Genomic DNA, 13,271 nt, shown 5'->3' with positions numbered 1-13,271 from the left:
GTGATACAGCTTGAGTCAACCGACACTCGGTATATTGACGCTATACTTGAATGAACGAAAGCATCTGGAAGAGCGCCTCATCTATCAGCGCATGATCACTGCCGGCAAAAAAATAGGACTCGACGTGTATGTGTTCACACCACAGGATGTAGATGACCAACATCGACGCATTCACGCGATGTGTTATCATCCAGAAACGAGGCGCTGGACACGGAAATGGACGCGTTTTCCGAATATGATATTTGATCGATGCCGTCTCCAAAACAGCCATCGCTTCACTCAGCTTCGCCGATTCCGCAGCAAGTACAATCACCTGCTATTCTTAAATCGGCCGCTGCGCAACAAATGGACGATTCACCAGGTGCTGTTGACCGTCCCTTCGGTCAAGGGGCACTTGCCAACTACCCGCTTATATCAGTCAATGCAGGATCTGCAGAGTATGCTGCGCTCTCATTCCTTAATCTATTTGAAGCCGATAAACGGTACAGGTGGAAGGGGCATTATGCGTATCGAGCGTTCGTCTCTCAATCCCACCATCGTATTCGTACAAGGGCGTGATCATCAGCGCCGGATTATTCGTCCGCAGAAGCTCACGATTGGCCAACTAGCAAGGAAACTGGCTGCCTGGAGAGCTAGAGACCGTTATCTCGTCCAACAAGGGATTGCACTGAAGCTGCCGAACGGACGCGTGCATGATTATCGCATGCTCGTGCAAAAAAATGGCGAAGGTAAATGGGAAGTGACAGGCTGTGCAGGTCGGGTTGGAGCAAATAAAAGCATCACTTCCAACCTGCATGGCGGCGGCGAGGCGGTTCGAATGGATGAACTGCTCCGCAGATGGATTGGCGATGAGCAACGAATTGCAGAAGTGAAAGATGACGCAGAGAGAATCAGTCTCGAGATCGCACAGTTCCTAGAAGAGAAATATGGAGCCTTATGTGAATTGGCACTGGATCTCGCGATCGACCGCAAGGGGCATGTATGGCTGCTCGAAGTAAATCCGAAGCCTGCACGAGAAGTGTTCCATCGAATCGGGGATCGAGATACTTATCGGAATGCAATCGCACGACCAATGGAATATGCATCATGGCTATATCGCCAGAAGGGGAAGCGCCAAGGAGATGCGGCTATCTCCATTGTTGAAGGAGCACTCTCATCCGGTAAAGACCAGAAATAAAATAATAGCGCTCAACCCACATCGCGCGTACCTATGGATACGGTGATGTGGGTTGTTCGCATCTAGTCACGAAATGGGTTTTCGAGAAGCACTACCTCATTGGTATGAGGGCGAAGCTCCACTCTTCCGCCTAATGGCAAGATAAGCTTCGGATCCGTATGGCCGAAGTCGAAGTTCACAACAATCGGCAGATCTCCGGCACCGAATTCCCCTTCTACAATATTGACGATAATGTCGTACAATTGTTTATTTTCTTCCTCACTATAGTCCTTGGCTCTACCGAATATAATTCCCTTCACCATCTCATATACACCCTGCATCCCATAGTTGCGCAGCATGTAGCCTACATGCATCGGTGAAGGCTTCTCCTCAGAAGTTTCGAAGCAGAGAATCTTATTGTCCCAGAACGATGGATCAGGCCAGTACGTTGTCGATTTCATAAATTCCAGTACTTCGATGCAGCCGCCCCATACTTCACCCTGCTGGACAGAACTTCCTTGCAAGAACCTCCATCCATCCCCATTAGGGTAAAACTCCTGGCACTCTCCAAGCGTATCGAGGTTGCCCCAATCCTTGTATCCATTGGTCCACCGACGATATGGAACATAGTTGTAGGGAAATTGATCCGAGAATAAGAAATCACGAAGATGCTCTGAATACGCTTCAGGCAGATGCTTCAATTGGGCTATTCCCGCCAATATTGATGGGCCGTAGAAGGTGATCATTCCGAGCTGATTAAAGTACGAGAGGAACGTTGTTGCATCGGAAAATCCCATAATGAACTTTGGATTGTTCATGATGATTTCAGTATCCAAATAGGGCAATATTCGAATTGATTCATAACCGCCAATGGAACAAATGATGCCGTCAACGCTCGAATCACCGAAGCATCGGTTGATATCCTGTGCTCGCAGCTCAGGATGGCGATACAGTTCAGTCGGCTCCATCCGAGCTGTCGGCATTTCGATAATGTCAAATCCGAACATCTCCCGCAGATTGCTCAGCCCAAGCTCGAAGGTTTCTGGAAATAAGTATGGGAGTCCACTCGATGGAGATATCACCGCAAGTTTCGAGCCTTGCTTCAATCTTTTGGGTTTCATCATACGAATCATTCATCCGCCTCCCTAAAGTTTTCCACCCATCTTACCCCTACTCACCACTTGGGTCAACCCTATTTATGTTCACATACATAGCAAAGATGCCGCACAAGTGTGCGACATCTCCTCTCTTACTTCGTATACAGTTGATACATCATCGTATCCTCGTCCACGACACGAGCAAGATCATAAGCCTGCTGAACGCTTCGTTTGTTCTGGATCAGTTCATAACAGAAACGGGTGACGAACATCAACGTGCTGTTCCCATATGGATAATCATCAGGCCCAATATAAGTCTGGCAGCCACCATACAAGAATGCCTCAGCCATCTCCTTATTGCCCAGATCACATCCGTTGCAGACGACCGTCCGGCCATCGAGCTTGGCAAATTGCCGAACTGCCTCGCTGCCGAAATCACCGCGCGGCTCCCCTTCCTCATATGCCTCGTCCCCAATCTCAGGCATCACGAAGCGACCCTCGTCGCCGTGAAAGTTCAAAATGACGAGATCCGTATTCGGGAACAGATCCTTGCCGGATAATACATCGATAAAGTCATTCGGTTTTCCCACCCAATACATAAACACCCTTGCCCCAAAGTACTCCAAGGTAGCTCGAAGCGCTTGTGTCTCCATATCACAATCCGGTCCACATACGATAGCAACATTCATCTCAGGTTTACTCATTCCAATCAGCCTCCACATGTTTTAAGTAGTTACGCGCGTACGCATTTGTCCAACTACAATAAACATTGGAGGAGGTCTGGCCCACCACGGTACATGCTTACGTTACTTCTTCATTACTATCTTCCCTTCAATAATTGTTAATTGTTGTTATTGATCCGATGAAGCATACAATTCCAGCAGTTCATCGAAGTTATGGATAAGAACGTCCGAGCCCCTCAATTCCTCGTCCGCACCGAAACCTGCATATTGACAGCCGATAACCGTTTGTCCATTTCCTTTGCCGGCTTCCACGTCCGAAGAGCGATCACCAACCATCCATGCTGAGGAGATACCATGCTCCTTCAACAGAAGCTCTACAAGCTCCACCTTCGTCGAAGTCTGCCGTCCTCCAGCACTATACAGCTCCGTGAATAGCTCGGTCAATCCGTGCGCAGCAGCTACACCTTGCACATATTCTTCCAACCCATTACTTGCCACAAATAACTTTACACCAGCTTCCCGAAATTTGGCAAGTGTTTCCTCCACTTGCGGGTACAGCTCCGTTCCACCCTCTTGCAAGCCCTTCAACTCATTTTCGAGCAGCAAATCATCTGCGCGCAGTCTTGCCTCTTCGCTGGACTCTGGCATAACCCGCTCCCAAATATCTGCAAGCAGCATACCAAGAGAGCTTAAGATGCGCTCCTCCGGCGGGGTTGGCCCTTCGAACAGTCCCTCATTGCGAAGCTGGTCAAATGTTCTGTGGTACGCCGGAATCAACAACGTCTCTGTCTTGAACAGCGTTCCATCCATATCAAAAATCATCGCCTCCGGGCGCTTCAAAGTGCTCGCAGTACGAGATACGTCAGAAAATGTAGTCATTACTTTCCCTCCAATTCTATGGTTGACATTGCACAGACTATATATCATTGTACACAACATCGATCGTCGAATCATTAGTAATATTGTAAATGTTTTGTAATCAATATGTCAGGATGAGGATAGCCAATTCCCTTTACGTTCGATATGATAAGGATGTTGAATATACTAGGCACTGGATTATACAGCAACCAACTAGTCATACGGAGGCGAATCAATTGGAACAGGCGATCATCATCGGCGCGGGTCCATGTGGACTGTCCGCTGCTATAGAATTACAACGGATTGGTATGAATCCGCTTATCATTGAGAAGCACTGTGTTGTGAACTCAATATATCGTTATCCTACCCATTTGCAATTTTTCAGTACACCGGAAATGCTCGAAATCGGCGGCATGCCATTCGCCAGCCCGCACGACAAGCCCTACCGGGATGAAGCACTTGTCTACTACCGCAAAGTTGCGGAGCGATATCAGCTGCGAATTCGATCTTATGAAGAAGTGAAGCATGTTCACAAAGAGGAGGATGGCACGTTCACCGTTCATTCTACGACACGCAGCGGCTTATCCAGCTCGCACCGCGCGCGTTATGTAGTCATTGCAACAGGGTATTTTGATCATCCGAACATGCTTGGGATCCCAGGAGAGACACTTCCGCATGTATCGCACTATTTCCAAGAAGCTCACCCTTATGCTGGCATGAATGTTGTTATTATTGGCGGCAACAATTCAGCCGTTGATGCTGCACTTGAACTTATGCGAGTTGGAGCTAAAGTGGCGGTTGTATACCGCGGTGATGAGTTAACTGCTCATATTAAGCCATGGGTACGTCCCATTTTCGAGAGTATGATTGCGAAGGGACATATTGACATGCACTATCATTCTCGGGTCGTATGCATCGAACCTGATAAGGTTCATATTGAGCGTAATGAGGGGGGCACCGATGTCATCGCAAGCGACTTCGTCCTCGCCTTGACCGGATTCAGACCGGATCGAACGATGCTGACTGCTAGCGGAATTGAGCTGCAGAGCGATCGCGAGAAACCGGTATTCGATCCTGATACGATGGAGACGAATGTCCCTGGATTGTATGTAGCTGGAGTCATCTCATCAGGCCGGGATGCCAATGAGATATTTATAGAGTCTGGCCGCCATCATGGTAAGCTGATTGCGAATCATTTGGAGCAGCAATCCCGTTAAGAGCAGCGGGTGGGTACAATGAACCCACCCGCTTCCTTATGGATGAACTAAGACATCACCGCTGTCCGTTCTTTGAAATTAACACCTCGATAGTACATATCCGCAACGAGCAAGTTCGGCCCGCAGCAGGATGCTTGCGGACAATGGCAATCCACCGTTCTGGAGAGTGGATGCTCATTCAGCCAAGCATTGAATGTATCGTCAAGCTTGCCTGAGTAGATGCTGCCGAACGCCGGAATATCTGCAAAGTCCGTAACATAGATATCCCCGCTAAACAAGTTGACATTCAATCGATTGCGGCCATCCGGATCGTTGCGCACGGTCACCATTGGTTCTCTATGGAGGCGGCGGAGCAGCGCTTGATCCTCCTCATTGGAATTACAGGAGAAGAACGGCAGCGTGCCGAACAACATCCACATGTCCTTATTGCGAGTATCCAGCAACCGATGAATAGAGGTACGCAATTGTTCGATTGGAAGCACCGGCAAGTTCTCCGCGAAGGAGCTCGGGTACATCGGGTGAACCTCATGTCGCTTGCATCCCATTTCATCGATGATCTGATGAATTTCGCTTAACTTGTCATGCGTCCGATAGTTGACCATCGATTCCGCGGAAATATACATGCCTGCCTCACTCAGCTTGCGTGTATTCTCAATCATGCGCTCATACAGTCGACCTGCGGCCCCAGATTTGACTTCGTGGCTGCTGTGCGTGAAGCCGACTGCATGGAAGTCCTCCATACATGTGTAGTTGAATGAAATATGCATGACATCCAAATAGGGAGCAACCATCTCGTATCTGCGCATGTCCATCGTCAAGTTCGAGTTAATCTGGGAACGTACCCCGCGCTCACGTGCGTATTTTAACAGAGGAACGATATACTCCTTGACCGTCTTCTCGTGGAACATCGGCTCACCGCCGGTAATGCTTATCGTCTCCAAGTGCTCAACCTCTTCAAGACGTTGAAGCATTAGATCAAACGGCAGCTTGGGAGGCTCATTTGCGACGAGTGTGTGTCCTACTGCGCAGTGCTCGCAGCGCATATTGCATGCCTGGGCCACAGTCATTTCCACACTCGTCAATAGATGACGGCCATATTGCTGCAAAGAACGAATCGGATCCCATGGATCGTAGGCTGGACTAATTGTTTTAAGACCTACTGTTCCTCTTTGCTCCGTATTCGCTGCCTTCTCCGCTTGCAATTGATTCATGATTCATTCCACCTAACTTTCTAGTTGCCTGCTTACAATCTTTATTGCAGAAAATAATTGCTTACTTATTTATAGCATACTTCGCCGTTCCTTGCGTCGAAACATGCTCGGGACCCACCAATTGGCATGCCCCATCAGCTTCATAAATGCGGGAACGAGCAGAACACGTATGAGTGTTGCATCCAAAAATACAGATACTGCAAGCCCAAGCCCGATAGCCTTCATCATCTCGTTATCGGTGAAAATAAACGCACCAACAACAACAATCAAGATGAAAGCAGCACTTGTAATAATACTGCCTGTCTTCATCAGCCCTTGAGCGGTGCTGTGCTCATTGTCCTTCGTTCGATCATACTCTTCCGCAATCCGTGACAGCAAGAACACCTCATAATCCATAGATATGCCGAACACGACACAAAAAATGATGACAGGAAGCATCGCCACCACCATTCCTGTAGACGTTACATGCAATAGATCAGCTAAATAGCCATGCTGGAAGACCAGGACGACAATGCCAAGACTTGCGCCAAGGCTCAGCATATTCATGATGACCGCCTTCAGCGGCAGAAGAACCGAACGGAATGCGAGGAAGAGCACGATATAGGTCACGATAAGAATAAACGCAATCACATACGGAAGCGCAGTCGTGATGCGTTCAATGATATCATGCTGAACCGCCGGCCCTCCGGTTACATACTTCCTGCTCAATCCCGAACCTGAATCTATCTGACGCAGCTCGCCCACTACCTTGAACGCAGCATCACCCTTCATGTCAGGCCTCAGAATCACTTGCACCACAAGCATCTTGTCACGAAGCGGCATCTTCGCCTCCATCTGTGTGCGAACTTCTGGTCGGGACAACGCCGCTGCCTGCGCTTCAGCTCCTGTAATATTCAACTGAGCTAATGCATCCACATAGCTGTCAACACGCTGTACACCCTCTATAAGTTGAATACGGGATGCTAGCCCTTGAATCGCTTGTATCGTCTCGATAGAAGAATAGGGCTTGTCCGTCTCCACAACGATTTGAATTGGATTCAACGCCTGCTCATCATACGCTTCTCTCATCAATTCTGCACCGTAGCGCGATTCGTACTTCGGCGGTAGCATCTCTGCATCCGGTATCCCAATCTTCATGCTGCCTATCGGCCATGCACAAGCAGCCAATGCAGTTGTGAGCAGCAGAACGATCCCTACGGGATGCTTCATCACACCATGCGCAATACGGCTCCATAGTTCACTGCCACTCGTCTTCTCGGCACTTCTCCACCGCGCAGGAATGATAGGGAACTTGTTCACCTTATCGCCGAGTACACTTAATAGTGACAGAAGGAGCGTGTTCCCCGCTATAACTGACATCATGACGACGATAACTCCACCAATGCACAACGAGCGGAACAAGGATAAATCAATAAACAGCATAGCAATTAAGCCGATCAGCACCGCAACACCAGAAAATAAAATGGACTGGCCCGCGGTCTGCGCCGTCATGGCGACAGCCTGCTCAACAGAAAATTGCTTGGCAAGTTCCTCTCGGAACCTGCTTACAATGAAGAGCGCATAATCAATGCCAACAGCTAGTCCCAACATGGACACCATATTCGGCAAAAAATTGCTTAACGTATCTGTTAGCTGAGCAATTCCATAAATAATCCCGAGCGTAGTTGTCACACTGAACAGCCCGATAATGAGCGGAAGGAATCCCCCAAGCCATGTTCCGAAGACGAACAATAAGACGATCAGCGCGATTGGCAATCCGATTAGTTCCGACTTCACAATATCGTTCTTGCTCGCAGTCTGAATATCATAGTAGACCGGTGTCGCACCAGTCACATAGGCCTTCGCGAACGGGATATCGGAAATAAGCTTACGCAGATCGGTATATCGATCCAGCGCTTCATCCGTATCCATATTAAGACGGACATGTGCAGCAACTACATCGCTACGCACTCCCGTTCTATCCTGAGTCCGCAGCTGAACGTCACCGACGGATGAATTCTGCTTCAATTCAGTAAGGGAACGTTCAATCTGCTGTATCGATTCTTTCGTCAATAGCGACCTGCCGTCGCTGCTCTCATAGACAATATCCATCGTCGTAGAAGAGAGACCAAGCCCATCACGCAGCAGCTCATATCCTACATAAGATTCGCTTCCTGTCGGCGTAAACCCATTATCCTTAAGCATGGAAGGCACTTGTATAGCCAATATCGAAGCCATTGCAAATAGAAGCGTCCATATGATCAATACCCCATGACGCCAACGATACATCCACTTTCCCCAGTGCCACAACCAACCTGTTCTGGCTGTTTCCCTCACGTGTTGAACCCCCTGCTCACTTGTAGACTGAATAAAGGGAATATGATAATAATGAATAAGTGCTGAGCTTACTTGCTTCGTTGTGTGTTGCCTACGCGCTCATTAATCAGCTGCGTGATAGCCCACGATCATAACGTGGAGTTTCTTGGATAGATCGATCTCATGAGGGGTCTTCAATGGATTGCCATCAGCGTCGTACAGTACTCTTACAACTGGTCGTTGTGGACACTCAGCATGAATGCGGGCAACAACGCATGTCTCGCCTGTATTCAAATGAATGGACATTCCTATCGGATAGACAGCCATACGGTCTCTGAACAATTCCAGCATACCCTGCTCGTATTGTGTCCCTGATCCGGTATACAAAATTTCAAGTGCTTCATGTGGAAGCATTGCCTTACGGTATACACGATGGGTTGTCATCGCATCATATGAATCCGTAATCCCAATCCACTTCGCATATTCATGAATATCCGGCGACTTAATGCCGCGCGGATAGCCAGAACCGTTCAACCGCTCATGGTGCTGATAAGCACAGTGCGCTGCCAGAAGCGGAATGTTCGGCTCATCCTTCAACATGCGGTATCCTATCTCCGCATGCTGCTTCATATGTACAAATTCAGCATCAGACAACGAACCTGGCTTGTTCAATACTTCGAGATTAATCTGCGTCTTGCCAATGTCATGAAGGAGCGCCCCCATGCTCAATGTCCGCAGTTCATTGCGGGGATATCCGTGATGAAGTCCTAGCAGAGTCGTATATACACACACATTAAGGGAATGTCGAAACAAATAATGATCAGTTGTCTGCATATCATTCAGCATTACCATCGCCTTATGGTTGCCATACAAATCGCCAATGATGGCATCCAATACATCGAAAAACTCGCGATTCAATGTAGAATTCGAGGCAGCACGCTTCCGTGTCATGGCTTCATCAATCAATTGCTTGAATTGCTTGCGAATCGTCATATTAGCTAGCCTTCGCGTCTCATCGCTCAACACATCCGGCGCATGAATACCTTCTGTCCGATCATCTTCTACATATACGTATGATACGCCCATCGCTTCCAAGCGCTGAATATACGCGGTATTAAGCTCTACTTGCTCCTTGAGCAGCACTAGACCTTCTTCATTATATATTTGTTTTGCTAATCGCATGCCAGCTCGGCACGCTTGTATAGGTACCCATCGCAAGCAGAGTCAACCCCTGAAGTTATGATATTTACATTCACTTAAAATGCATCGAATTAATCATATCAAATTCTCGCTAGACTAGCGAGTCACTACCGTACATTCCTTTGTTTACGTAGAAAATATGGCAGATTTCACTCCCGCCCTTCTCCACCTTCCAAGTAATTTGGATGAATAAAAGCACACAACTGTTGCATACTTCTGAAATTTACTGGCATTCTAAATACCTCGAAATGATCCTATCAGAAATACTCAGAACTTCACACAGAGATATTCATGAATTTTCAATATCTAATATCTGCTACATCATGAAGTACCAGAACAATGCTGCGAGAACAAAGCGATATATCGCAAAGTGACGAAGCTTAATACGCTGAATATGCTTGAGGAAGGCAACAACAATCACATAGGCTACAACAAAGGATACTAAGAAACCAAGTACAAAAAAAGCGAAAATATCGAGTGTAAACATCTTATAATTTTGGAGCAGTTCATAGCCGCTTGCCGCACACATAATGGGAATCGCAATAAGAAAGGAAAAATCAGCAGATGCCCGGTAGCTGACACCGCTCAACATACCACCTGACATGGTAGAGCCTGATCGGGAAAACCCTGGCCACAGCACAGACAATATTTGAAAGAGTCCTATTGAAAAGGCCTGCTTATAACTAATTTCATCGATCGTGTCCGCCGAGGGTTGTCTGCGAGACCCATACCATTCTGCGAACCACATAAATGCACCGCCGACTACAAGCGCCCATAACACCGCTTCCGTGCTGTCAAATAATTGCTTAATATGGTCTTTCGCTACATAGGCCACCGCTAATGCAGGTGCTATTGCAATAATGACATGGAGCAGATTCAGACGAGGACAGATGACATGTCCTTGCTGTACGGTTCGCTTGCGCAATCCCAGCATCTCCAATATGCGATTCCAATACACAACCGTCATGGCTAAGGTCGCCCCCAGTTGAATGACAATTTCGAATGTCTTGAGCCAGTTGGCCTGCTCCTCAATCCCCATCAGCTTCGTCGTCAATATCATATGACCTGTTGATGAGACAGGTATGAATTCTGTCAGTCCCTCCACGATGCCCAGTACAATTGCAACAATGACATAGAACATGGCTAAACCCCTCATTTCCCCCATACGTAGAAATACTCAGCATGATGATTTGAATGATTGCGAGCATTACACGTTCGGACAAAGTATCTTGTTCTTTGTATACGAGCAGAGAGAACATTTCAGCACCAATTCTTCACATTTTCCTGGAAAATGTTACTGTTATCTTGTGACTGGCTTTGATATGATAAATGATACATGTAGTACAAAATGACTAGAAGGGTGAGACATTTGGTGCGGATTCATGTCACGCAAATTCACGAAGGGGACACTCTCACGAAGGATATTTTCAATGATAGAGGGCTGTTGGTTCTGTCTGCTGGAACCGTTATGAAGCATAGGGACATCGCCCTACTTATTCGTCATCACATGGATATGGTAGACATCGAAGCAAGACCACTCACCGGTGAAGAGGCTGTATCCCCATCCCAGATCAATGTGCCGCCAAGTTCAAATCATATCGTTCATGAGGAAATGCAGAAAGGCTACATGGAGGCAACTCGAAATGTGGAGAGCATCTTTCAGGATGTTATCCAGCACGGATTTCTGCAGGATGAGCTTGTACAATCGTCCATCACACCGCTTATTCAACAGATGGAGAAGCAGCGTGATGTTGTATCCCTCTTGCTTCTGCTGGACTCGAAGGATAATTATACGTACCAGCATTCCGTACAGGTCGGCATGCTGTCTTACTATTTGGCCAAGTGGATGCATTACGGAGAAGAGGATGCGGAGCGCATATGCAAGGCAGGATTTCTGCATGACATCGGCAAGAGTCGCATTCACAAGTCGATCCTACTCAAGCCTGGACAGCTGACGAGCTCGGAGTTCGAAGAGATGAAGTCGCATACTGTGATCGGCTATGAAATCATCCGTTCCTCCTATAGCGACAATTGGCTCGCGATGGCGGCCCTCCAGCATCATGAACGCTTAGATGGAAGCGGTTACCCTTATGGTGCTGCTGAGCAGGAGATCCATCCGACAGCACGTATCATCGCAGTTGCTGATGTGTATAGCTCCATGACGTCTACACGAATTTATCGGGACAAGCAGGATTTATTTACGGTTCTGAAAGAGCTTGATTCGATGAGCTACAGCGGACTTGATCCCCACATTGTCCATACCTTCATTCGCCATATGCTGCCTAACTTCATCCATAAGCAGGCACGCCTAAGCGACGGGCGAACCGGAACAATCATCATGAATCATCAGACTGAATTTTTCCGGCCGCTCGTGCAAATTGATAATCGTTTCGTTGATTTAACACAATGCCGCGATCTTCATATTGAAGAGGTGTGCATGTAACCTGCTGTGTGCCCGATGTGTGCCTGATGTGTGCTCGATGATGCGCACACTTACGGCGTTTTTCTCGCTAGGTATGAACCCTTCTAGCCTGACAGGCACAAAATGAACTTAGGAAGTCTTCGCCTTGACACGGTGCGCCATTAATTCAGAAACGGTGACAAATGAATAGCCCCGCCGCTTCAATTCGGGCAGTATTTTCTTCAGTGCCTGAATGGTCTGTGTGCTTCCTTCTACTAAGTCGTGCATCAGTACGATGTCACCGTTTCTTGCATGCCCAAGCACCTTATTGACAATTCGATCTACTCCTGGAGAACGCCAATCCTTCGTATCCTGATGCCACGACCATAAAATAACGCGGTACCCCTTCTCCCGTGCAATTTCTACAAGCCGCTCATTATAATACCCGCCAGGTGGCCGGAACAATTGAGGCGGCGTACCTGTTACCTCTTCAATCACTCGATGCGCCTTCATAATTTCCTCTTCAATTTCGGCCTTCGTTACACCCTTGCGAAAATATTTATGATGATACGTATGGTTCGCAATTTCATGTCCTTCACGAACTGTGCGCTTCACTAATTCTTGGTGCGACTTTACCCTCCATCCTACGACGAAGAAGGTAGCCTTGGCATTATACTGCTTTAACAGGTCTAAGATAACCGGAGTGCGGGTTGGATCAGGACCATCATCAAAGGTGAGTGCAATCCGCTTGCCGGCAGATGGCACTTCCCAGACGATATCTCCTCGCCCTTCATAATAGGCACGATCTCTGCGAGCTGGCGCACTCTCATGATGGGCGTCGATTTGTGATGCTACGGACATGGAATGTGCATTGGCTGGTGCAAGCAGACATACTACCATACCGCCTAATAACATCATGATACGGAATCTGTGCTTGCGACGAATATGCCGCAACTTTCGCTCCTGTTGGATAGGGTCCACCATTTCCAATCCTCCTGTTGCGTAGTGAAATAACATAGATGCGAACCCGCTGCAAGCAAGTTGAACATCAGCATAGGGATTAGTATGCCATATTTGGGGTGTACCATGCGGATGCAGTCAAAATGATGGGGGTAAACATGGAGAAAATAGCGATCGGGCATTTTCATCTGGC

General features: G+C 47.7%; 11 protein-coding genes. 3 read left to right on the top strand and 8 right to left on the bottom strand.

Going from position 1 to position 13,271, the window contains the following annotated elements:
- Positions 1-10 precede the first annotated feature (10 nt).
- A complete protein-coding gene (locus BLS15_RS14690) occupies positions 11-1,177 on the top strand; it encodes a YheC/YheD family endospore coat-associated protein (RefSeq protein WP_051614076.1) in 1,167 nt (388 codons plus the stop codon).
- Between the two features lie 62 nt (positions 1,178-1,239).
- On the opposite strand, the gene BLS15_RS14685 is transcribed toward BLS15_RS14690, so the two are convergent.
- The 3 genes from BLS15_RS14685 to BLS15_RS14675 all read right to left on the bottom strand — a co-directional run bounded on the left by BLS15_RS14685 (position 1,240) and on the right by BLS15_RS14675 (position 3,815).
- Complete coding sequence (locus tag BLS15_RS14685) at positions 1,240-2,289, bottom strand: S66 family peptidase (protein ID WP_254777346.1); 1,050 nt, start codon at positions 2,287-2,289, stop codon at positions 1,240-1,242.
- Between the two features lie 116 nt (positions 2,290-2,405).
- Positions 2,406-2,957, bottom strand: coding sequence for a hypothetical protein (locus tag BLS15_RS14680; RefSeq protein WP_021252183.1), 552 nt, complete (start codon positions 2,955-2,957; stop codon positions 2,406-2,408).
- Between the two features lie 147 nt (positions 2,958-3,104).
- A complete protein-coding gene (locus BLS15_RS14675) occupies positions 3,105-3,815 on the bottom strand; it encodes an HAD family hydrolase (protein ID WP_021252184.1) in 711 nt (236 codons plus the stop codon).
- Positions 3,816-4,030: 215 nt separating this feature from the next.
- On the opposite strand from BLS15_RS14675, the gene BLS15_RS14670 reads away from it, so the two are divergent.
- A complete protein-coding gene (locus BLS15_RS14670; RefSeq protein WP_028532385.1) occupies positions 4,031-5,011 on the top strand; it encodes a YpdA family putative bacillithiol disulfide reductase in 981 nt (326 codons plus the stop codon).
- A 47-nt stretch (positions 5,012-5,058) separates the two neighbouring features.
- Here the strand turns inward: BLS15_RS14670 and yfkAB are convergent, their stop codons facing one another.
- The 4 genes from yfkAB to BLS15_RS14650 form a co-directional block, all read right to left on the bottom strand.
- Positions 5,059-6,222, bottom strand: coding sequence for a radical SAM/CxCxxxxC motif protein YfkAB (gene yfkAB, locus BLS15_RS14665; protein ID WP_028532384.1), 1,164 nt, complete (start codon positions 6,220-6,222; stop codon positions 5,059-5,061).
- 69 nt (positions 6,223-6,291) lie between these two features.
- Positions 6,292-8,538, bottom strand: coding sequence for an MMPL family transporter (locus BLS15_RS14660; protein ID WP_028532383.1), 2,247 nt, complete (start codon positions 8,536-8,538; stop codon positions 6,292-6,294).
- Between the two features lie 102 nt (positions 8,539-8,640).
- Entirely contained in the window at positions 8,641-9,735 is a 1,095-nt protein-coding gene (locus BLS15_RS14655; protein ID WP_021252188.1) for an HD-GYP domain-containing protein, read from the bottom strand.
- 298 nt (positions 9,736-10,033) lie between these two features.
- A complete protein-coding gene (locus BLS15_RS14650; protein ID WP_028532382.1) occupies positions 10,034-10,858 on the bottom strand; it encodes an undecaprenyl-diphosphate phosphatase in 825 nt (274 codons plus the stop codon).
- Positions 10,859-11,089: 231 nt separating this feature from the next.
- Between BLS15_RS14650 and BLS15_RS14645 the strand changes: the two genes are divergently transcribed.
- Positions 11,090-12,160 carry an HD-GYP domain-containing protein gene (locus tag BLS15_RS14645; RefSeq protein WP_028532381.1) on the top strand — a complete coding sequence of 357 codons (1,071 nt, stop codon included), beginning with the start codon at positions 11,090-11,092 and terminating at the stop codon, positions 12,158-12,160.
- 108 nt (positions 12,161-12,268) lie between these two features.
- On the opposite strand, the gene BLS15_RS14640 is transcribed toward BLS15_RS14645, so the two are convergent.
- Positions 12,269-12,979, bottom strand: coding sequence for a polysaccharide deacetylase family protein (locus BLS15_RS14640; RefSeq protein ID WP_051249834.1), 711 nt, complete (start codon positions 12,977-12,979; stop codon positions 12,269-12,271).
- Positions 12,980-13,271: the final 292 nt, after the last annotated feature.

Origin of the sequence: Paenibacillus sp. cl6col, from assembly GCF_900102125.1 — a bacterium.
Classification (GTDB): Bacteria; Bacillota; Bacilli; order Paenibacillales; family Paenibacillaceae; genus Paenibacillus_B; species Paenibacillus_B suaedae.
Note: the sequence above shows the minus strand (reverse complement) of the source record. Positions and strands in the feature narration are given on the sequence as shown.

Coding starts and splice junctions, on each gene's coding strand:
- BLS15_RS14685 (WP_254777346.1), bottom strand. CDS start 2,289: ATGATTCGTATGATGAAACCCAAAAGATTGAAGCAAGGCTCGAAACTT.
- BLS15_RS14680 (WP_021252183.1), bottom strand. CDS start 2,957: ATGAGTAAACCTGAGATGAATGTTGCTATCGTATGTGGACCGGATTGT.
- BLS15_RS14675 (WP_021252184.1), bottom strand. CDS start 3,815: ATGACTACATTTTCTGACGTATCTCGTACTGCGAGCACTTTGAAGCGC.
- yfkAB (WP_028532384.1), bottom strand. CDS start 6,222: ATGAATCAATTGCAAGCGGAGAAGGCAGCGAATACGGAGCAAAGAGGA.
- BLS15_RS14650 (WP_028532382.1), bottom strand. CDS start 10,858: ATGTTCTATGTCATTGTTGCAATTGTACTGGGCATCGTGGAGGGACTG.
- BLS15_RS14640 (WP_051249834.1), bottom strand. CDS start 12,979: ATGTCCGTAGCATCACAAATCGACGCCCATCATGAGAGTGCGCCAGCT.